This is a genomic window from Polyangium spumosum (assembly GCF_009649845.1).
Taxonomy (GTDB): domain Bacteria; phylum Myxococcota_A; class Polyangia; order Polyangiales; family Polyangiaceae; genus Polyangium; species Polyangium spumosum.
Genome location: NZ_WJIE01000011.1, coordinates 157,543 through 177,813 on the forward strand (window position 1 = coordinate 157,543; position 20,271 = coordinate 177,813).

Sequence of the window (20,271 nt, forward strand, 5' to 3'; positions counted from 1 at the left end):
TCTGTGCACATTCCGGAGGCGCAGTCCGTGGCGTTTTCGCAATAACCGTCATTCTGTTTGCAACGCTTAGTTCCCATCGCGTCAGCAAGGCACTGGCCGCTCAGACACTCTGCCCCGTTACTGCAAGTGGCGCCGTTTCGCTTGTTGTCTGTGGAGCTTTGACTAACACAGGCCTGCATGTTATTGCACGCTCTGCCGGAGGTGCATGTGCCAACGTCACCAGCTGGTACATTCATGCAGGTCCCCAGATTGTTTTTGTAGTTACATTTTTTGCAGGGACCAATACAATCGACGTCACAGCAAATCATGTCCTTGCATTCATTGCTTTTGCAGTCTTCGTCGTTTCCGTTGGCGCAGGGCTGGCCAGTACAAAGTAAACAAGGCTTGGAGCCAGATGTAGCATAGCTACAATTGAGTCCGTCTTCATCTGGGTCCTGCACCATGTTGGAGCAGGAAGCGCACGTGGGTGTATTTAAGCTCAACAAACAGCGGCGATCGTCTGGCTCGGTCCCCTCCGGACAATCGGTATCCGTGAGGCACTGGACGCACTCCTCCCCCTTACATACCCCACCATTACACGGTTTCCCGTCACCGAGAGTATCCGAGGATACCTGTCCGCCCATGCATACTGAAATACGGCAATCGTCAGGCACTCCATCATCCAGTTGCATGCCTTCATTTTGAGGCACTGGGGTACACGTCCCAGTACCCATGTCGCATGTCGGCTTATTGCAATCGGTTGTTGGGCACGGGAACTCTGAGCCACAACGACAACTCTGCGGATCCGTCATGCAATCGAGCACACACTTGCCCGCGTCGCACTTTCCACTGTTCGGTCCCGCCTGACAGGCCGTGCCGTCGGGAAGCGGCGGAAACATGAGGTTCCCGTTTTCACATAGGATACTCGTACACGGATTGCTGTCGTCCTTTGACTGATCGCAGACTCCGTTCTGCGCATTAATATCATCGATGCTTGTGCCGCAGCCGGCAGCTTGAAAAAAGAGACCCACCACCAGCGACGTCGCCCCTGACAACGTCAACACCCAATACTTACGCTGCGACATGTTCGACCTCCAACCGGGCCCACGCTAAAAGCTACCGAACGCAACCAACCCCGAGAGCGTGGGCACCACCATGACCGTGGGCGCCTTATTTTCGTCTGCCTTCAAGCTCTTCGGCGTCGTCAGCGCAATCGCGATCGCCCCGGCAGCGCCAACACCAGCCAAGGCATAACCCACGATTCCAAAGCGCATCAAGCTATCCCGCTCATCGATGAGTTTGTTGAGCTTCACGCACCGCGGATCATTCTCAACCCCAAGCGGACAAATCGGGTTCGCCGTCGACGTGCGCACCTGCCAGTACAGCACCTCGTCGTCGACCTCCTGATTCTTGCCCTCCGCCGCAACCGTGAACCCAATCCCCACCCCGAGCCCCAACACCCCGAGCCCAATGCTCGTGTACATCAGCGGCTTCCGCCACCCCTGCTCCGTCGGCGGCGGGACGATCGGCGGCCCGATCGGACCAGGACCGCCGGTCTCTCCCGCAGCGGCCAGCTTGAAATCAATCGGCAACTGCGCACCCGCAGCCACAGCCGTGAGCCTCGACGCCGGCACATGCCCCGGCGCTTTGGCTTCAATCGTGTAATTTCCTGGATCCACGTAAATAGGACTTGCGAGCGGGGCCTTGCCCACGCTGCGTCCATCAACGAAAACCTCGGCCCCCGGCACGTCAACGGTCACCCGCAACGTGCCAATCTTCGCCAGGGCCTTCTTCTGCAAATCCTCAATTGCCGCACGCTCTGCGGGCGTGGCTGTCTTGTCTTCTCGAAAGAAGTAGTCGAAGTGCTCCGCGGCCTCGCGTGGCTTGCCTACCTCGAGTTCCGCGTTCCCCAGGTTTGCAGCAATTTGCGGCCGCGCATCAAGCTTGAACGCCTCCTCGAAGAGCGCTCGAGCCTTTTCATATTGACCCTTATCCGCCCAAAAAGCGCCGTCAACATAGAGCTTTTGGACACGCGTAGCGACATCACTCGCAGCCGGCTGCGGAGTTGCTCCGGCCTTCGCTCCCTGCCCGAGCACCGGCGCACTCACGAGCACCCCCGACGCCATAAGCCCCAGCGTGAGCGCGCTTCCCCGCATCCAAGCCCCAAGCTGCCTCGACCCTGCCTTCAACGTTGCCTCCGAGGGTGACCTTACCCGCGATCGGCATCCTGTCTCAAGCGGAGAGCGACGCGAGCATGGTGTTGCGGTTCAGCGTGCCCGCTTTTTCTGGCTGCACGGAATGAGCTTACCCCCGTCCTTGCACAGCGGGATCACCCCGGGCAGCTTGGCCGTGGTGGTAGGTTGCGCCTGCGGCACGGGCACTGACCCTGGCGCGACGACCGGCTTCACGCTCGGTTCAGGTGCTGGCGATGATAGGGGGGTTGGAGCTGACGAAGGCGTTGACAACGGGGTCGGTGTTGGCATCGGGGCCACGGCGCTCGGTGTGGGCAGAGCCGCGCTTGCAGTTGGAGCCGTCGTCGCCTCCGCAGCAGCTCTGCCAGTTCCCCCTTCCTGTTGCGACACGAGCAGCACCACGACCACGACAACCGCAGACAGGACGCCAGCTCCCATCATCGCGAAGAACAGCTTCGAGCTACGCTTGCGCCGTTGATCTGCCCGCAAAGGACCTTGCGCAGGCGCCGACGCCGCTGAGGATGGGCTCGTCGACATCGATGTGATCGCCGACGTCGTCGCCGCACGCTCCGCGCGCATCACGACCTCTGGGTCGAGCGCTTGCGTGCCGCCGTGCACCGCGTCTGACGGCGCCGCCGCTTCGAGGCTCGCCGAGGACTGACGGCTCGTGCGCCACTGCTCCATCTCCTTCTTCCAGGCTGGCGCAGGTGATGCAACAGGCTGATCGGCAGACATGACCTGCGTCCCTGTCGCAGACTGCTCCTGCTTCGCAGACGCACCCTTCTGCGCGCTCATCTCGGCGAGCACTCGCCCTTGCATGGGCAACGTCGCAGCCTCGTCGCCGTCCATCGTCTGCGGCGTCGAAGGCATCGGAGGCCGCGCAGCCGACACCGGAGCGACATCAGGACCCGGCCATGTCGGCGTACGTTGCCGTCCGGGCGATGAAGGCGTCGTGACGCTCACCGGCATGCGCATGCTGCGGCTTGTCTCCGCGACCGACTTCAGCGCGAGCGCGAGCTCCGATGCGTTCGCGTATCGGCTGTCGCGCTCAGGGTTCATGCAGCGCGCGACGATCTCGTCGAGCTCCGGAGGCACACTGCGCACCTTCGTGGAAGGCGGCGGCACCTTGTTCACCTTCGTGAGCACGATCTGCCGGATCACTTCATCGACGTTGCCCACGAACGGGCGCACGCCTGCGAGCATCTCGTAGAGCACGACGCCGAGCGACCAGATGTCCGTGCGACCATCGAGATCCTTGCGCATGGCCACCTGCTCCGGGCTCATGTACGCGGGTGATCCCACCGCCACGTTGGTCACTGTCGCAGGCCCATCTGCTCCACCTTCCAGGTTCTTGCTCACACCGAAGTCCAGCACCTTCACAAGGAACCGGTCCTCCGGCATCCCCTCTTCACGATGGAGGAAGATGTTCGCGGGCTTCAGATCGCGATGGATGATCTTCGCCGCATGCGCCACGGCGAGCGCGCCCGCGATCTCGGCACCGATGCGCGCGGCCATCGCCGGCTCGATGCGTCGCGTGTCCTTGAGCATCTCGTCGAGCGGCTTGCCGCGCAGGAGCTCGAGCACAAGGAACGGGTCGCCCTCCGACGTCGTACCTACATCGTAGATCTGAACGATGTTCCGGTGAGACAACTTACCGCAAGCCTTTGCTTCGCGGATGAGCCGCTGGCGGAGCTCCGGCGTGCGTTGCTCTGGAGCCGACGGGATGATGAGCTTGAGCGCGACCTTGCCGCCAGTGGCTTGGTTCTCCCCTGCCCAAACCTCGCCCATGGCCCCTGCACCGATCCTCTGGACCAGTCGGTACCTGCCCCCAAGGATGTCCCCGGATTTCATGAACTCACATCTTCCCATGCGCGTGCATACCGACACAAGGAAGTTGTTCGTGAACGTCCTCGGCTGACGAACTTTATCCTGCGATACCAGACACGATCCGGATCCTGAATTGTTGTCATTGGGGCCACGGGTGTGCCGGCGGCTCTGGAGGAACGCGATCAAATCGTCTGTTACCCTCTCTCGCGCCCGGCCTTGTTCAGGTCATGGGAAGATCTTCGAAGCCGACCGACTACCCGCCCGAGCTGGTCGCCGAGATCCTTGACCTCCGCCCAGAGGTCACGCGCCTCGCAGGCGATGGTCTGGCGTACACACGGGATACCGTGGACGACAGGGTGCAGCGCGTGTTCGTGAACGTGCTGCGCAACCTCTGGAGGTACACGCCGCACCCTGACGGCGCCAAGCCGTGGCTCACCGTCATCACGCGCAACGTCGTCCGCGAGGCGCACCGCGCCACGCGGCGCTACGACGCGGTGTTCGAGCCGGACGAAGGACACGCCGAGACGGCGGTGGCCCCGGGGGATTCGCCGGAACGGACGGCGGAGTTGCGAGAGGCCATCGAGCTGGTGATGGAAGTCTTGCAAGACATGCCGCGCTCGCAGGTCGAGGTGCTCTACCTTGTAGGCGTTGAGAAGCGGTCGCACGAGGAGGCCGGGGCGGTGCTCGGCATCTCGGAGGACGCCGCGAAGATGACGCTGTCCCGCGCGCGGAAGTACCTGCGTTTGCGGCTGGGCAACGACCCCTTCGTCATCGTTCCGCCTGTGCCGCTCGCGGTGCTCGAACGCCGGGCGCTCCTGCGAAGGTTGTTCGACTACGTGTATCCGCTCGGGCACGTGTGGGCCGCGCTCATGGCCCTCGTGTTCTACCCGTTCATGTCGCGCGAACCGGCACCCACGCCGGCCGAGCTGCACGCCGTCGCCACAGGCTCGGCGCGCGTCGTCGCTGCGGCGGCGGCGGACGTCGTTCGCGTCGCGACCCCGAGCTCGTCGCCTGGGGACAGCGCCCCCGTGGCCGCTCCCGTCGTCACCTCTCCACTGCCGCACGTGATGCCAGCTCCACCCAGCAGCCATGCGCAGCCGATGGCGCCGCGAGGAACCACCGCGACGAACCCCGAGCCCTTCGACCTTCCCCGACGGAAGGGCTTGGATTTCCGCCCGCGGTGGTGAGGTTCGTCCCGTACACCCCTCTCGCGTTCCACCGACCGCCGCGGTATCGTGTGCCGCGCATGCGATCCCTAGGTGTCGCGCTCGTCGTCCTTCTCGGCCTAACGACCACCGCGCTCGCCGACGAACCGCGCGAGGCATCACCCGTGCCGCCGGACGCGCTCGAAGACGCGGCGAAGAAGGCACGCTTCACCTCGTACGTGATCGACGGGGATCGTGCGCGCGCTGCGGGACGAGCGACGGCCGCGGCGCGCGCGTACTCCGCCGCGCTCGACGTCCGCCACGATCCGCTGATCGCCGGCCGCCTCGGTGTGATCCTCGTGCAGCTCGGGAAGCCCGTAGATGCCGCGGATCTGCTGCTTGACGCGATCCAACGCGCGACGAACGCGACGAAGGAGGAACGTCAGGGCTTCTTGAAGGCGTACGACGCGGCGCGCGCGGAGATGACGTGGGTCGATGTCACGATCTCGCACGCGGGGACCAAGCTCACGCTCGACGGGGAGCCGAGGAACCGCGAGGGGTTCTCGGCCTTGTCCATGTTCGTCGCGCCCGGCGAGCACGAGCTGCGGGCGCGTCTCGATGGCTACGAGGACGCCGTGGAGACGTTCACGGCGCGGAAGGGGCAGGAGATGCGCGTCACGTTGACGTTGCGCGCGTTGCCTGAACCGCTCCCGCCTCCGTTGAAGCTGCGGCGCGAGAGACCGCGGAAGCCCGACTTGTCGTCGCTCGACGAGCCGCCGGAGGAGGAACCGCCGCGGGAGCCGATCATCGGGGGCGTGATCGGGGAGCAGAAGAGGTCCGGGGTGCGCGGGTCGGTGAGTGGCGGACCGATCGTCGTGTTCGGTGTCGCTTCATGGTCGCCTGCGGTGGGCGCGATGATCGCCGGAAGTTTGAGGCCAAACGACTACGTGTCCCTCGGGCTCGAGGCCCGCGCTGCGTGGCTCACGTCGGGCGTGGAGGGGCGGCCGATCAACGCGATGACGGCGGGGGGGCTTGCGAGCGTGTGCGGGCACTGGCGCTGGCTGTTCGGTTGTGCCCTCGGCCACCTGGGGGTGATCAACATCGAGGGGTCCGAAGGGAGCTACATGCGCGAGTCCTACGCCAACCTGCTGCCGGGATTAGGCGCGCGGTTCGGGGCGCGATTGGAGCTGACGCGTTCTTTCTCGATGCAGGCGGGGGTAGACATCGTGGGGCTTACGCGCGGGCTAAAAATTGTCGCAGGGCAAACGGTTCTTGTCGAGCAGCCTCCGGTGTTGGCAGGCGCTCATTTGGTCGGCGGGTGGGAGTTTTAAAGTATGCGATTGCTGGTCTGGTCCGCCTTTGTCTTTGCTGGCACTGTCCTCGCAACGGGCGCTTGCACGGCCCCACCATACGTCAACGTGCTCGATTGCGACCCAAACGCGCTGTTCCCTACTCCCGAGTGTGTCGACGCCGGCACGGATGCCGACGCCGGGACTGATGCGGAAGCAGGCCCCATCGAACCCGACGCGGGACAGTCCGCATGCACGGGGCGCTGCGTTCCCGTGCCGAGCGGCAACGCGGGCTACTGGACGGAACTCGCGGTCTCGTTGTTCGTCGCGGCGCCGGGCGCCCTTCCGACCGCGTGCCCCCCGGGCACTTCCAGCGAGAAGTTCCGCCTCTTCGCCGACCTCGACGCGCCAGCCGCGGAGTGCGAGCCGTGCGAATGCGGGGCGTCGGGCGCGTGTACCGGATTGCCCGAGAAGATGGAGATCCGCGCCGGTGCGTGCGGAGAAAGCGGAGTCGCCTCCCTCCCTTTTGAGGAACCGGCCGGTTGGGATGGCTCGTGCACGAGCAACAACGCCCTTCCGGCCGGTGCGCAGTGCGGGGGCGAGCCGTGTGCCCAATCCGTGTGGGTGTCCCCGCTCCCGGGGCCGACGAGCGAGTCATGCACTCCCAAGAGCGAGACGCCCGCGTTCACGAAGAAAACGGAGTGGAAACTCGCCGGCCTCGCATGCATGTCCAACACAAATGACGATGCGTGCTATTCGGACGGGGGGACCGAGTATTGTGTGAGCGATCCCGGACCGGGGTGGCTCCAGTGCGTCGTGCGTGAAGGCGTGGACGTACCCTGTCCAGGGAATTACATTTACGCTCGTTACGAAATGTTCCCGGACGACGCGGTCGTCGATGATCGCGGCTGCGCGACATGTGAATGCGGCCAGCCCTCGGGAGGCGGATGCACGGCCTCCCTGCGTCTCTACGAGGGGCCGGCATGCTCCTCGCAGTCCGAGCAGAGCGGCCTCCAGTTCCCCCACGACCAGTGCGTAAACATACTCCCCGTAGGCCACGCCATCGCCGGCAAGGCGATCACAGACCTCGCCTACGTGCCCGGGAGCTGCGAGGCCAGCGGCGGCGCGCCCACGGGCAGCGCCGTGCGTGACGTGACGAGGGCGGTCACGTTCTGTTGCCTGCATCCCTTCTACCTGATCAAGTAGAGAGACCGAACCGGGCCCGACCCCCCGCCGAAAAAATCGGCACCGCCCTCGTTACCCCGCTTCGAGCCCCAGCATTGTTTGTGTCTGAGGGGCGAACCGTTCGTCCTTCCCAGTGGGTCCGCGTGTAAGCCGGCCGCCCTTCCCCGGGGCTGTCCGGAGCATTGCGGCCCCACTGGGGAGGGCGAAAGGGCTCGCCGCTCCGTTGGTCGCTCGCCGCTCGAAGTCGGGGCGCTGTCATTCAGCGCAAGGCGTATGCATGGCTCCGTTGCTCATTTCCGGTCACCCGGTGTGGCGCGTGGCAGCGTCTCGGCTTCGAGCGGCGAAGACTGACGAACGCCGAACAAGGAAACGACTCGCAGGAGGGGGTGGTGGGGAGTGGTTCTCTGGGCGAGCATTTCTCCTTTATCGCCCCCTCCTGGGGGGCGTTTCCTATCGCTTGGGAGGCCCAATGGATAGCTTGCGGGATATCGACGACGACGCAGCAACCACGGTCATGGACCGCCCAGCGCTTCCGCCGCAGAGTGGAACCCGCGTTAGCGCGGCTCATTCGGAGCCGCCGCGGGACACCATTGCGGACACGCCCTCCCTTTGGAGCCGCGCCCGTGCTATCGCGGGCGTGGTGTGGCGCGACTTGCGCGAGCGAGTCCGTCGAGCGCGTCTTTCGGATCGCCTCCCACCGATTCCGCCGCCGCGGTCCGCGAGGGCAACGCAGGTCTCGGCGGGCGCCGTTGGTCACGACGAGCGCGGGGAGTTGCTGTTGCTTGAAATCCTGCGCGCGGCCCTGGCGTATCAACACGCCGCTGTCTACGTCGCAAACTACGCCGTGGCACTCCGCAAGCAGGGACGCGAAGCGCACGCCGAAGGGGTCGTCCATTACGCGCTGTCGCGCATGCGGCCGGATGCCGACGGATTCGTCTCCTTTGCACGGCTTCGTGACATTCTGTGCGACATCTCGACTTCCGGGACACTTGTGCCAGCGCTGCTTCGCCTGGAGAACGCGGGCGTCGTCAGCATCGAGAGAACCCAGGAAGCACCTTCGCTACCCAATCGTGTCCAGCTCCGGATCCCACTGTGAGGAGGAAAGCCAACATGCCAACCACCCCGCCGACCATGGAGACCGAGCTTGTCATCGCAAGCGACGGCGCGATTTACGTTCGATTCGAGGACGAACCCCCCGCGGGCCGGCGCGTGTTCACCGGCTACGCGCTGACCGCCGAGGAACGCGCGAAGCATGGGACGCACGGCCTGCTCCGCTGGGCCTGTCTCCAACTCCTCGCGCTCGGGAGCGACGGATGCGTGTACATCGAGGAGGGGGTGATCGAGCCCGAAGGGCGGAAGGAGTTCAGGGGTTACGCCCTAACCCCGCAGGAAGCCGAACGCGTGGCCCAAGAGATCCACCGGACGGCGTTCAACGTGACCATAGCGATGCGGCTCAAGTGAACGCCAACCCCGACCCCGAGAAGGACGCGGCGGCAGCGGCGGTGATCAGCATCGTCGGCATGGGTGCAATTCTCGCCGCCGTTCTCCTCGCGCTGTTCACCAAGGGCGGGCCACAACCGTACGTCTGCATCCTGATCGCCCTTCTCTTCACACCATTAGCGCTGCGCCTGATCGATCATGACTCCGAGTGACCTGCGAGCAGCTATGGCTGCCCATTTCGACCGGCATCTGGGAAGAGGCCAGCTCGTGTTAGGGGACATGCGCGGCATGCTCGTCCCGAGGCACGTCTACGGCGCTCCGCCATGCGAGGGACGTCCGCATTGGGTTCTGCATACCTTGGGCGCATGCCTCTTGGTCCTGGCGGGGCGCAGGGGAGAGGAGCGACGCTTCGAATTCGTGATGTCACTGCCTGCGGATTGGATTCCGAGCGAAAGATGGCCGGCCTACATGCTCCGGCGGGCATCGAGCGCGATCCTCGCCGTGGGCTCTGCGCCGGACGAGGGCGGCGTGGTCTTCAACTCGGCAGAGGTCGACCATGGTTCGCCGCATGTGTTCGCGCTTCTCGTCGCGCCTTCGCGCCAGCTCGGAGAGCGTGCGCATGTCCGCACACGGTCGCGCAGCTCGGTCGAGGTCTATGCGATGTATCCGCTCACCTTCGACCAGTGGCAGCTCCATCAGGGAGGGCACCTCGACATCGCCACGGTCCCAGAGATCATCGAGCACTGGCGAGAAATGCTTAGGTAGAGAGGGATGGACCGCGACGCCGCAAAATGGAAGTCTCGGGCGATGTAACTATCGCGGCGCTGCGGTCCAAGTAGGCGCCAAATGTCCATCGACGTGACGTTGGCGGAGTGCGATCCGCCCCGGCTCGTTTTACATCGCTACCGCGATCGATTCATGGTCGAGGTTTACGTCTCCACTCGATTCGGTCCGCTGATCTTCGTATTCTTCGCTCGGTCGACCGGAAAGCGCGTCCGTATCCGCGATCTGTTCGTGGACTGCTATAAGGGCACCCGTTGGTTGGGTAGGGCGCAGGTCATTGATGAGAAAACGCGGGACGAAGTGTGTTGGCAGCATGTTCTTTTCTTGCCTCTCGTGCGCCACGCAGTCGAGTGGGCGACACGGCGAAACCTGAGTCCGCGATGCTGGTGCCCGCTCGGACACCCGGAGAAGTGCTGGGGAATAAATCACGGCCCGCAGCCGGAGCTTCCCGATCTTCCGGAGCTGCGGCGCCGAGTCAAATCAACATGCAGGCGGCGGCATCGCGGTTGGTGTGTCGGCGCCCTTGGGCAACGTTCGCATATTATCAGGACGCGAGGGCCGCTGTTGGAGGGGTCCTGTGAGGGGCCCGCGTGAAGCGGGTGACGGCCTAACGCTCGGGATCCAATTCGGCGACCCCGACGCGCCCCGGAGGAGAAGGCCGAGCCGCGCCCGGTCGACACGGCCAAGCGTGGAAAATCCGTTTGGCCGACCCGACCTCCGGCCTCAACGACGACTTGTCTGGATCGGCCTGACATCGAGCTTGGCGAGGGTTGACCTCTGCGCTCTGGCCAGTCCACCTGCCCACGCCGCCGTGACCTCCGCGGGGGCTCCGCCCGCGCCGCGCGGCATCCGAGAGAAGAAGCCCAACATCTACGCCTACGTGATTGCGGCTGCCTAACTCCCCACTTTCCCGACGATTCAACGTGCGTCAGGGTCGCTCCTGTGCTAGCGGGGACCCATGAGTGCCGTATGACGGACCTGCATCGATAGACGCTCATATCCACCAGCTTGCGAACGAGCTGACACCTGGCGACCATGAATGAGGATGACTTTCCCGAGAGGGTCAAGCTCGAACTCGCCCGCCGAGTAGCATACCTGTGCTCCAATCCAGGTTGTAGCGCGCCCACCTCCGGCCCCCATACCGACCCAACTAAATCCGTGAGGATTGGGGAAGCCGCGCATATATGCGGCAAGGAAAGAGACGCCAAACGATACGATCCTGCCATGGCCAGCGAGGAGCGCAGGGCTATCGACAATGGCATCTGGCTTTGCCGGAATTGCCACAAGCAGATTGATACCGATGAGCAACGATTTACGGTCGAACTGCTGAGGCTTTGGAAATTAAGGGCCGAACTAGCCGCCTCCGACCAGCTCGGCAAACCCAAAGAATCGCAAGAGCGGCGTTCGAGCGAACATCGCGGTCCACTGGTAGCTTCATACAATCAACGCGGCGGGCAGACGGCATTACAAATTGTCAACAACGCACCACCGGCTCGGACGTTGGGCGGTCGCACAATGCCAGCGTCTTACGTAAGTCTCATTCGATTGAAACGGGTCGATCCGCCGCGTGTCGCGGTATGCTCGGATCATCCGGAAACACTCCAGTTCGGCTGGGACATCACCGAAGCGCTTCTACAACTTGGATTGTTGGATCGAAAACGCGGCCTCGATCGACTGATCAACAGCGGCATTAGGCGACTCACTGTAGAGTCGATGGCCTCGGACACGGATGAACCGTTGTGGTACTTTGCTGAATGGCTACGCGGCGAAGATTTCGAGCTTGATTACGTGAACAGGCGCAACAGGAACCAGATAATCATCCCCCAGCAATAGGTGATGGCGGACCTCCTTTCCGAGGCGTGACTACCGGGGTTTGCTACGTTGGGGGCTCGTGCGTCGTGCGTCCTTCGAGTTCCTTCCGAAGCTTCCGGCGCTCGCCCTTCGGCAGCTTCCGGGCAAGGTCGGCGATACGATCCAGCTCATCGTCTGCCGGGAAGGTGATCACACAAAACGGGGACACGCCGAGCGCGGCTGCGATGCGTTCGACGGTCTCGATGGTGATCGCCGCGAGACCTTGCTCGATGCTCGACAGGTGGCCTTTTGACATGGCGCCAGCTTCGGCGAGATCCTGCAAGGACATGCCACGCTCGGTCCGCAGTTCGCGGATACGAGCGCCAACTTTCAGGCAGAGCGGCTTGGGTTCGGTTCGTCTCGGCACGGTTCCTCCGTAAGTCCTCGCTCAGCACCGTCCGGCGGCCATCGCCCTCGTGCCAGGCGCCGCACACGCCCGCCCCTGACGCGACATCCCCGCCTGCGAGCGTTCGCCGCCCCTCGCTCGACGAGTTCGTCAGACCCGCACAATCAGCGGGCACACGTCCGCCTTCTTCGCGCCGATGCTCAGCGCGGACGATCCATCCATGCGCCCGTCAGCTTGCGCCCGACGGCGACGCCGCGACCTCGTGCGGCAGCGGAATCCGCTCCCCACGCAGAGCTGCGACCGTCGCCGTCCGCAGATACGCCTTCGGATCGATCCCGCAGAGCTTCGCGCTCTCGATGAAGGAATAGAAGAGCGCCGCGACCTCGGTTCCTCGCCGCGAGCGCGACCCGTAGTGGTTCTTTCGCCCGACCACGACGCCGCGCTCCGCTCTCTCGGTATGGTTGTTGTCGAGCGTGATCCGCGGATCCGAAAGGAATCGCGTCAGCCCGCTCCAGATACCCACCATGTACTGGATCGCCCCATCCAGCCGGCTCTTGGGCACCACGTTCGTCGTCTCCGCGAAGGCTCGAATGCGCTCCACGAGCACCTTCGATTCCGCCTGCCGCAGCGCGAGACGCTCTTCATCTCCGTCGGGAGCCGGCTTGCACTTCGCTTCCACCGCGTAGAGGCCACGAATCAGATCGAGCACCACCTTCGCCTCCGCGGGAAACGACACCTCGGCCTCGATGAATTCCCTCCGCACATGCGCCCAGCAGTGCGCGAGCGTGAAGCCTTCCGTCTTCGCCAGCGATTTGTACACGGCATAGGCGTCGCACATGACGACGCCCTTGTACCCGCCGAGCATCTTCCTGGCCTCCTCGGTCGAGCGGCCATCGAGGATTCGATAGGCGACCGCGTTCGTCGAAACCATCGACCAAGCATACCATCGCGACGGCTCGCTCTTGCCGAGCAGCGGCCATCGCGTCTCGTCGACCCCGAGGACGCCCTGCGCGAGCTGGTATTGCACCAGCGCCTCGTGTCCAGGGGCGAGCAGCCTCGCCAGGCGCTCGATCTGATCCCAGAGCGTCTGCGACTCCACGACCAGCCCCTCGCGTCGCATCTTCCGCACCTGGCGCTCCAGCGGAGCGTGGTCGTGGTACTTCTCGCTCGCGACCTCGATGGCGAAATCAATCGAGTAGCGCGCCCCCTCGAAGAGCTTCAAGGGCCCCGGCGCCGTCTCGACGCAGCCGCCGCACCGGCAACGATACTTTTGCCGCTTGTGCAGCTTCAGCACGAAGCGGCGCGGCACGACATCGACCTCTTCCGATTGCTCGAATTGCCCCTCCCAGACGTCGAGCATCTCGCCACACGCGCTGCACACCCGATCGGCCTCGTCGAGGACGTGGGGGACCTCCTCGATCGGCAACGACGGCTGCGCTTTGGGACCGTGCCCTTTCTGCGGGGGCTTCGGCGGCGTGGGCGGCGCGGGCGGCGCGCTCTCCTCGTCACTCGCGCGCCGCTCCGATTTCTCGCCAAAGAGCATGCGGTTCTTCGAGGCGATCTGCCGCTCGAGCTCGGCGATGCGCAGCTTGAGCTGCTCGGGGTCGCCGCCCTTCAACGTGAGCAGCTCTCGCGTCAGCTCGATGATCTTCTTCGCGAGCTTCTGGTTCTCGCGTTCGAGCAGCAGCGCCGCCTGGCGGAGGATCTCGGGGTCGTTCTCGGTCTCGAAATTCATCGGGCGTTCCTGCCCGTATAATGTCGTCAGACCCCTCGAATGTACCGACGGTCCGAAAAAAACGTCACTTAGCCCCAGCGCAGCACCCGATTGGTGGGCGCATATGCGGGAGGCGAGAGCGGCATGCGCGCGATCAGATCGCTGCCTTCGAGCAGGAGCGCGAGCTCGCTCGTGGTGAGCACGAGCGGGCCGTCCCCGGCCCGCGTCCACGGCGCGGCGAAGTACCCTTTCGCGAGGCGCTTCGCGAAAAGACAGAGCCCCGTGCCATCCCAGTACAGGACCTTGGCCCGCTGCCGCGTGCGGCTCACGAAGACGAAGAGGTCACCCGACATCACGTCGCGTCGTAGGCCCTGGATGACGAGCGCGGTGAGCGTGTCGAAGGACTTGCGCATGTCGACCGGAGCCCGGTAGGCATAGACCGTGATCTGCCGCGTCGAGCCAATCACGACAGCCTCCGCAGAAGCTCGACGAGCGAATCGAGATCGAGCCCCTCGATTCGAACTCCCGAGCGATGTTCGACGACGAAAGGCCCGGGGGGGCGGATGGCCGGAGCGTCGAGGATCTCGACGGGAGCAAAGTCCGCGGTCGAGAGCTCGTGGCCTTGGTTCCTCGTCGCCCAGGCATACACGGTCCGCCATGGAATGCCGAGCTCGGCGCCGATCTCCGCTATCGTGATACCGGCGTCGCGGCGCGATCGAAAATAGGTAACCGCGAGCCGACGTACGTGCTCCGGGTACGCCCTGCCTCGTCCTCGGTCCTCGAGATGCTCGAGCTCGGCGCGAATGGCCGCCGCTTGCTGATGATGCCGCATCGGGTCCTCCTTCGGGACCCCAAGCGTTGGGGAAGGAGGCCGGCGATGTCACGACGGGGGTGGGCGAGGAGATACGTTCCTCCCTACTCGCGCATGAGGGTGTCCGAGATCCCTACCACAGCTCCCTCGCTAAGACAAACCCCGCGGACAGACGATCCCGCGAGCCCCCCCAGATGCGAGGGGGTCGCGGGAGGATGGATCATCGTCGCTTCATGGCCCGGAGAAGCTTGGCGACGGCCATGTGCGCCGCTCGCGCGGCGGCCATGTCGTCACCGGTGTCCGGCATCATCGCGAGGAGCCTGCCGGCAGCCTCATGCGCGACCATCGTGGCGTCGAGGTCGCCTGCCGCCGCCGCCGTGACCTCCCCTTGCACGAGCACAGCCAGAAGGGCCCGGCGGGGTCGGCTCCGGCCGCCTGCCGCCGCCGCCGCCGTAACCTCCCCTTGCACGAGCACAGCCAGAAGGGCCCGGCGTGGGTCGGCTCCGGCGGGGCCCCAAAGGGCGGCTCCACGCCCCGGCGATGGGCCTCCGGCGGGGGGGGACCGTAGGGACCCCTACGCACGCCAAACGGGCCATGTTGCATGGCCTGTTACTCGCGTTGCTCCCCGAGACCCCTCTGCCCTCTTGATCCAGCGTTCGGCAGAGTGTAGGAGAGTCTTCTCCAACACATGAAGCAGTTCGTTTCGGCATTCAAGCAGGCGGCGAATAAATGTCGGACCTCGGCGCAAGGGATACTCGATGCGCTAGAGGATGGTGATCTAGACCTCGTGGTAGAGGCGGAAGAAGCGGCGCTAAAGGTACATAGGCAGCTAACCAGCTCGGTCCTGCAACAGCTTGACGGTTGGTTGGATGCGCAGCCACCCAATGCGCAAACTCGCGATCGCCGGAATCTTATTGAGGCCGAGCTGAACTTTAGTCAAGAATTGCCGCGTTCGCGGTCACATAAGAAACAGCTCGTCAACCTTGAGAACTACTTAAGGGATATGGCGGAGCGGTTCCTGCGAGTCGCCGGACACTTTCACTACATGTCGGCACACATCCGTGCGACAACATCCGGAAGTGAGACGGCGCAACCTAACGCGCGCGAAATTCATAACTATCATGGTCCGGTTGTGACCAACTCAAGCGTAGGCGGTATGGCAGTCGGTGGCCAGAAGGCCGAAGCGAAAGGGAAGACCACCACCGTTCGTCCACGGAAAAGGTAAAAAGAGATGTCCCGCAACAAGAAGCCTCAAGGCGGCCCGTCAACTACTGTCGCAGCAGTTGTTACCGGGGGGCGCTCGTCGACGGCTAAAGCTAAGGGAACCACAACATCTGCTAGCGGGCGTGCTGCCAAAGTCAGGGAGAGTTTAGACCCGAGTAAGACGTTAATGTCGATCAAACCGCTGCGGGACCTTTCCCAGCGCGCTCGCGTACAGCTGAAGGGGCTACTCCTGCTTTCAGAGCCGCACTGGCCCAGAGCTGCTGGCATCGGATTAAACCAAGAGTTTATCAGCGGGAGACCTGCTCCAATATTCGACGCTGTGAACCCCCTCCTTCAGGAGAGCGTCGGGTTGGACCTTCAGCAAGTAGGGTGCTTCTCGACCGCGGACGCGTGCTTAAAGCTTCCTGCGAATGACTTGGTTGACTTTTTATATGCCGCGCAGGCGTATCTCGTCCGCGAAGCTAACCGGACTTCCGGACGCACTGTCCCTATAGCGCCGGTCGAATTTGGACGCCGCGCACTCGAAATACTTACGTCCACCGATTCCAGCGATACTATAGACGCAGGCAAGGATATGAATCACGTTCTCGCTTTTATCAGTCACTCATCCAGGGACAAGGAACTTGCCAAGGCACTGGTAGATTGCCTTGAAGCCTGCATCCAGTTCATAGGAGCGGAAAGCGCGATTCGCTGCACCTCTGTGGAGGGGCACCAACTCGACCCAGGTGATCACGCAGGGGAAGTTCTTCGCCAAAACCTGGAGCAGTGTAAGGTTGTGCTTGGGCTCCTCACGAAGGAGGGTCTAAAATCAAGCTTTGTCACTATGGAGCTTGGAGCCGCATGGGCCCTTAAAAAAAGAACATGCGCACTGCTGACACGCGACGTGGCCTTTAGTCGCATTCCTGGGCCTTTGAGGGAGCGACACGCCATCAAAGTGGAGTCTGCCGAGCAAATGACGCAGCTGATGGAGTCGATCGCCAAAGAGACAGGCTTGCAAATGAGGTCTGCAACCAAGGTCGCGGCCGAAGTGAACCAGTTCGTGGCCAAGGCAGCTCGGCTAGCCGGCAAGCCGACAGGCTAGAAGGCCGCGCCCGCGGTGTCGGGCTGGGGCCCCTCGCTCCAGAGGGACCCCCGCCAGGACAGGGACGACCTACCGCCGCTTCATGGCACGGAGTAGCTTGCCGACGGCATCGTGCGCGGCTCGCGCGGCGGCCGTGCTCTCATCCGCGTCCGACAGCAGTGCCAGAAGCCTTTCTGCCGCGTCGTGAGCCACCGCCGAGGCTTCAAAATCGCCCCAAGCCGCCGCCGTGACCTCTCCCTGGACGAGGACGGCGAGAAGGGTACTGCGTGGGTCCGCTCCAGGGATGCCCCAAAGGGCGGCCACGGGGTCCGAAGTGGCACCAACGCTCGCCAGCGGCGCCGATCCGTCGTCAGCAGGACGAGGATCCAGCGGGTTACGCCGGGTCAGGGGTGCTAGAACTGTTCTCGGGGAAAACCGCGATCCGGCCGAACCCCAGCCCCGACGACCCCCGGACCTTCGCGGCCTACCTCCACGCGCTGCGCTGGGGGTGCGTGACCTCCACCGATCCCACGCTTTTCCAGGCGCCGCTTCGCGCGGGCATCGTCCCGAAGAGCTACCAGCTCGAGCCGCTGCGCAAGGCCCTCGCGCTCCCGCGGGTGAACCTGTTCATCGCGGATGACGTCGGCCTCGGCAAGACCATCGAGGCGGGCCTCGTGCTTCAGGAGCTCTTGCTCCGCCAGCGTGTCCACCGCGTCGTCATCGCGGCGCCCGCATCGGTCGTCCTGCAGTGGCGTGACGAGCTCGGCCAGCGCTTCGGGCTCGCGTTTGCCGTCCTCGACAAGGCGTACGTGAACGCCCGGCGCCGCGAGCGTGGCTTCGGCGTGAACCCGTGGACCACGCACCGGCATTTCCTGATCAGCCACAATCTCCTGCGTGACGAGGACTATCTCATCGGGCTTCGCGACTGGCTCGGCGACTTCTGCCCGGGCAGCCTCTTCATCCTCGACGAGGCGCACGTCGCGGCGCCCGCGTCCGAGAGCAAGTATGCGATCGACTCGCAGACGACGCGCGCGGTCCGCGACATCGCCCGGCGCTTCGAGCATCGCCTGTTTCTCTCGGCCACGCCGCACAATGGGCACTCGAACTCGTTCTCGGCGCTCCTCGAGATCCTCGACCCGCAGCGCTTCACGCGTGGCGTGCCCCCGAAAAACGCGAATGCGCTCAAGCCCGTGATGGTGCGGCGGCTCAAGGGGGAGTTGCGCAAGCACATCGGCTCGCAGATCCCCGAGCGTGAGGTGCGTCAGATCGATCTCGGTAATCTCCCGCCGGATACGCCCGAGATCCTCCTGTCCGAGAAGCTCGCCGAGTACACCGAGATCCTCGAACGACGTCTCGCCGCGGCGAGCAACCGGGCGAAGGCCGCCGGCAAGCTCGTCACCATTGCCCTCCAGAAGCGGCTCTTGTCGTCCGTCGAGGCGTTCGCCCGGACGCTCTCCGTGCACCGGAAGAGCGCGGCCAAGTCCCTCCTCGCCAGCGCGGCGAAGGCTCCGGCTGCCGTGCAAACGTCCCTCTTCGAGAGCGACGAGGACCTCACGGACGAGGTGATCGCCGAGCTCGAAGACGTCGCCGTGGCCCGGGCGACGCAGGAAGGGGCCGCGGCTTCCGATGATGCGCGCGCTCAGGTCTTGCTCGACGAGATGTCGGAGATCGCCGAGCGCGCGCGGGGGCTCTCGGATGCGAAGATTCGCTGGCTCGTCGGCTGGATTCGCGAGAATCAATGCCCCAAGGTCAAGGGGAAGGCCACCTGGCTCCCGCGTCGCATGCTCATCTTCACCGAGTATGTCGACACGAAGAATTACCTCGTCCGCGAGCTCGAAGCGGCGATCGCCGGGACCGACCTCGCCGAGGAGCGGATCTTGACGCTCCACGGTGGAATGGACGAGGAGGCGCGCGAGCGGGTAAAGCAGGCGTTCAACGATGCCTCGCATCCGGTGCGGATCCTGATCGGCACCGACGCCGCGCGCGAAGGCGTGAACCTCCAGGCGCAATGTGCGGACCTGTTCCATTTCGATTTGCCGTGGAACCCGGGCCGGATGGAGCAGCGCAACGGCCGCATCGACCGCATGCTCCAGCCGGAGAAGGTCGTGCGGTGCCATTACTTCGTTTACCCGCAGCGGCCCGAGGACGCCGTGCTCGCGGCGCTCGTCAAGAAGACGGAGCGCATTCGCAAGCAGCTCGGGTCTCTCGCCGACGTCGTCGAGCGTCGCCTGGAAAACAGCCTGAAGGACGGGATCAGGCGCTCGCGGGCCTTGGAGCTCGCGAAGACGATCACCGAGGTCGTCCCCGAGGAGGGGCGTGATCCCGTCGTCGAGGAGGAGCTCGAGCAGGCCCGCGACAAGGAGATCGTCGCGCAACTCGAAGAGCTACAGAAGCTCGATCAGAAGGCCACGGAGCACCTCGATCTGAAGCCCGAACGGCTGCGGGACGTGGTGAACGTGGGCTTGCGCCTCGCGAGCTTGCCGCCGCTCACCGAGAGGAAGGCGGCCACCGGCAGCTACGACGTGCCGCCGCTCGACAAGCTCGCCGGTACGGATGCGACGTGGCGGGACATCATGGATACCCTTCGGGCGCCGCGCACGCGCAAGCTGCCCGAGTGGGAGTGGCGGGCGAAGAATCCCCCGCGGCCCGTGAGCTTCGAGCCTTCCACGACGCTCGCGTCCGAGACCGTGCAACTCCACCTCCAGCACAAGCTCACGCAGCGCGTCCTCGCCCAGTTCCGGGCGCAGGCGTTCGGGGAGGATCGGCTCTCGCGCGTGACCGTAGCCGTCGATGCGACGCACCGGCGCAATCGCGTGCTCGCGCTCGGGCGGCTCTCGCTGTATGGCGTGGGCGCGTCGCGCCTCCACGAGGAGATCCTGGTCGTCGCGGCGTACTGGTCGGAGGGGGACGATCCTTCCCGGCTCAAGGCATTCGAGACGGCCGAGGCCGAGGAGCGCGCGCTCGAGTCGCTGTTCGGTGTCCTCGGAAAGGAAAATCAGCTTAAGGTCGCGGACCACGTCGTCGAGAAGCTCATGCAATCGGCGCCGAAGGACGAGGATGCCCTCTGGGAGACGCTGAAATCGAAGGCTCTGCGGCGTATCTTCTGGGCCGAGGAGAAGCTGCGCGTGCGGGGGCGCGCCGAGGCCGCGGAGATGGAGCGGATCCTGCTCGCGCAGAAGACCCTGATCGGCAAGGAGCTCGTGGACCGGAAGCAGCTCACGCTGCCGTGGGCGACGGACGAGGAAGAGCAGAAGCACCAGTTCGAGGCGGATACGCGCCACATGGAGAAGCGCGCCGCGGAGCTCGACAAGGAGCTCGAGCGGGAGCCGCAGCGGATTCGGGAGCAGTACGAGGTGAGGCACCACCGGCTGGAGCGGGTGGGGCTCGTGTATCTGTGGCCGGCGACGTCGTGAATCGGGGACTCG

The 20,271-nt window shown here is 64.5% G+C and carries 19 protein-coding genes; 12 read left to right on the top strand and 7 right to left on the bottom strand.

The window, feature by feature from the left end; all coding sequences use genetic code 11:
• On the top strand, positions 1 to 377 hold a 377-nt coding region (locus tag GF068_RS44505), incomplete at its 5' end, for a hypothetical protein (RefSeq protein ID WP_206079588.1).
• A gap of 711 nt (positions 378 to 1,088) precedes the next feature.
• Here the strand turns inward: GF068_RS44505 and GF068_RS31380 are convergent.
• A complete protein-coding gene (locus tag GF068_RS31380; RefSeq protein WP_153823193.1) occupies positions 1,089 to 2,135 on the bottom strand; it encodes a PEGA domain-containing protein in 1,047 nt (348 codons plus the stop codon).
• Between the two features lie 111 nt (positions 2,136 to 2,246).
• The gene (locus tag GF068_RS31385) at positions 2,247 to 4,040 is read right to left on the bottom strand and encodes a serine/threonine-protein kinase (protein WP_338046656.1); all 1,794 of its coding nucleotides are present in this window, start codon (positions 4,038 to 4,040) and stop codon (positions 2,247 to 2,249) included.
• Between the two features lie 185 nt (positions 4,041 to 4,225).
• Between GF068_RS31385 and GF068_RS31390 the strand changes: the two genes are divergently transcribed.
• From GF068_RS31390 to GF068_RS31425, 8 genes are all read left to right on the top strand, one after another.
• Positions 4,226 to 5,185, top strand: a complete 960-nt coding sequence (locus GF068_RS31390; RefSeq protein WP_153823195.1) for an RNA polymerase sigma factor — start codon at positions 4,226 to 4,228, stop codon at positions 5,183 to 5,185.
• A gap of 59 nt (positions 5,186 to 5,244) precedes the next feature.
• The gene (locus GF068_RS31395; protein ID WP_153823196.1) at positions 5,245 to 6,474 is read left to right on the top strand and encodes a PEGA domain-containing protein; all 1,230 of its coding nucleotides are present in this window, start codon (positions 5,245 to 5,247) and stop codon (positions 6,472 to 6,474) included.
• 831 nt (positions 6,475 to 7,305) lie between these two features.
• Positions 7,306 to 7,638: a hypothetical protein gene (locus GF068_RS31400; protein WP_153823197.1), complete on the top strand. Its 333-nt coding sequence runs from the start codon at positions 7,306 to 7,308 to the stop codon at positions 7,636 to 7,638.
• Between the two features lie 751 nt (positions 7,639 to 8,389).
• Complete coding sequence (locus GF068_RS31405) at positions 8,390 to 8,713, top strand: hypothetical protein (protein WP_153823198.1); 324 nt, start codon at positions 8,390 to 8,392, stop codon at positions 8,711 to 8,713.
• Between the two features lie 35 nt (positions 8,714 to 8,748).
• Positions 8,749 to 9,078 carry a hypothetical protein gene (locus tag GF068_RS31410; protein ID WP_153823199.1) on the top strand — a complete coding sequence of 110 codons (330 nt, stop codon included), beginning with the start codon at positions 8,749 to 8,751 and terminating at the stop codon, positions 9,076 to 9,078.
• Positions 9,075 to 9,269: a hypothetical protein gene (locus tag GF068_RS31415; protein ID WP_153823200.1), complete on the top strand. Its 195-nt coding sequence runs from the start codon at positions 9,075 to 9,077 to the stop codon at positions 9,267 to 9,269. Before GF068_RS31410 ends, GF068_RS31415 begins: the two co-directional genes overlap by 4 nt.
• A 76-nt stretch (positions 9,270 to 9,345) precedes the next feature.
• A complete protein-coding gene (locus tag GF068_RS31420; RefSeq protein WP_240807698.1) occupies positions 9,346 to 9,822 on the top strand; it encodes a suppressor of fused domain protein in 477 nt (158 codons plus the stop codon).
• Between the two features lie 1,053 nt (positions 9,823 to 10,875).
• Positions 10,876 to 11,673, top strand: a complete 798-nt coding sequence (locus GF068_RS31425) for an HNH endonuclease (RefSeq protein ID WP_153823202.1) — start codon at positions 10,876 to 10,878, stop codon at positions 11,671 to 11,673.
• A gap of 43 nt (positions 11,674 to 11,716) precedes the next feature.
• Here GF068_RS31425 and GF068_RS31430 read toward each other — a convergent pair whose 3' ends face one another.
• The 5 genes from GF068_RS31430 to GF068_RS31450 all read right to left on the bottom strand — a co-directional run bounded on the left by GF068_RS31430 (position 11,717) and on the right by GF068_RS31450 (position 14,956).
• Complete coding sequence (locus GF068_RS31430; protein ID WP_153823203.1) at positions 11,717 to 12,058, bottom strand: helix-turn-helix domain-containing protein; 342 nt, start codon at positions 12,056 to 12,058, stop codon at positions 11,717 to 11,719.
• Between the two features lie 208 nt (positions 12,059 to 12,266).
• Complete coding sequence (gene tnpC / locus GF068_RS31435; protein WP_153823204.1) at positions 12,267 to 13,772, bottom strand: IS66 family transposase; 1,506 nt, start codon at positions 13,770 to 13,772, stop codon at positions 12,267 to 12,269.
• 68 nt (positions 13,773 to 13,840) lie between these two features.
• Positions 13,841 to 14,218 (bottom strand): IS66 family insertion sequence element accessory protein TnpB, encoded by a 378-nt coding sequence (gene tnpB / locus GF068_RS31440; protein ID WP_206079589.1) that lies wholly within the window; start codon positions 14,216 to 14,218, stop codon positions 13,841 to 13,843.
• Positions 14,215 to 14,583, bottom strand: coding sequence for a helix-turn-helix domain-containing protein (locus GF068_RS44510; RefSeq protein WP_153823206.1), 369 nt, complete (start codon positions 14,581 to 14,583; stop codon positions 14,215 to 14,217). The genes tnpB and GF068_RS44510 overlap by 4 nt, the downstream gene beginning before the upstream one ends.
• 199 nt (positions 14,584 to 14,782) lie before the next feature.
• Positions 14,783 to 14,956 (bottom strand): hypothetical protein, encoded by a 174-nt coding sequence (locus GF068_RS31450; RefSeq protein WP_153823207.1) that lies wholly within the window; start codon positions 14,954 to 14,956, stop codon positions 14,783 to 14,785.
• 294 nt (positions 14,957 to 15,250) lie between these two features.
• Between GF068_RS31450 and GF068_RS31455 the strand changes: the two genes are divergently transcribed.
• From GF068_RS31455 to drmD, 3 genes are all read left to right on the top strand, one after another.
• Positions 15,251 to 15,787, top strand: a complete 537-nt coding sequence (locus tag GF068_RS31455; protein WP_153823208.1) for a hypothetical protein — start codon at positions 15,251 to 15,253, stop codon at positions 15,785 to 15,787.
• A 165-nt stretch (positions 15,788 to 15,952) separates the two neighbouring features.
• Positions 15,953 to 16,867 carry a toll/interleukin-1 receptor domain-containing protein gene (locus GF068_RS31460; RefSeq protein ID WP_170319784.1) on the top strand — a complete coding sequence of 305 codons (915 nt, stop codon included), beginning with the start codon at positions 15,953 to 15,955 and terminating at the stop codon, positions 16,865 to 16,867.
• Between the two features lie 389 nt (positions 16,868 to 17,256).
• Positions 17,257 to 20,259 carry a DISARM system SNF2-like helicase DrmD gene (drmD, locus tag GF068_RS31465; protein ID WP_153823210.1) on the top strand — a complete coding sequence of 1,001 codons (3,003 nt, stop codon included), beginning with the start codon at positions 17,257 to 17,259 and terminating at the stop codon, positions 20,257 to 20,259.
• The last annotated feature ends 12 nt before the right edge of the window (positions 20,260 to 20,271 follow it).

Bases quoted from the DNA above. Each gene is read 5' to 3' on its own strand.
- GF068_RS44510 (WP_153823206.1), bottom strand. From the start codon at position 14,583: ATGCGGCATCATCAGCAAGCGGCGGCCATTCGCGCCGAGCTCGAGCAT.
- GF068_RS31425 (WP_153823202.1), top strand. From the start codon at position 10,876: ATGAATGAGGATGACTTTCCCGAGAGGGTCAAGCTCGAACTCGCCCGC.
- GF068_RS31420 (WP_240807698.1), top strand. From the start codon at position 9,346: ATGCTCGTCCCGAGGCACGTCTACGGCGCTCCGCCATGCGAGGGACGT.
- GF068_RS31410 (WP_153823199.1), top strand. From the start codon at position 8,749: ATGGAGACCGAGCTTGTCATCGCAAGCGACGGCGCGATTTACGTTCGA.
- GF068_RS31390 (WP_153823195.1), top strand. From the start codon at position 4,226: ATGGGAAGATCTTCGAAGCCGACCGACTACCCGCCCGAGCTGGTCGCC.
- GF068_RS31455 (WP_153823208.1), top strand. From the start codon at position 15,251: ATGAAGCAGTTCGTTTCGGCATTCAAGCAGGCGGCGAATAAATGTCGG.
- GF068_RS31380 (WP_153823193.1), bottom strand. From the start codon at position 2,135: ATGCGGGGAAGCGCGCTCACGCTGGGGCTTATGGCGTCGGGGGTGCTC.
- GF068_RS31460 (WP_170319784.1), top strand. From the start codon at position 15,953: ATGTCGATCAAACCGCTGCGGGACCTTTCCCAGCGCGCTCGCGTACAG.
- GF068_RS31395 (WP_153823196.1), top strand. From the start codon at position 5,245: ATGCGATCCCTAGGTGTCGCGCTCGTCGTCCTTCTCGGCCTAACGACC.
- GF068_RS31400 (WP_153823197.1), top strand. From the start codon at position 7,306: ATGTTCCCGGACGACGCGGTCGTCGATGATCGCGGCTGCGCGACATGT.
- GF068_RS31385 (WP_338046656.1), bottom strand. From the start codon at position 4,040: ATGGGAAGATGTGAGTTCATGAAATCCGGGGACATCCTTGGGGGCAGG.
- tnpC (WP_153823204.1), bottom strand. From the start codon at position 13,772: ATGAATTTCGAGACCGAGAACGACCCCGAGATCCTCCGCCAGGCGGCG.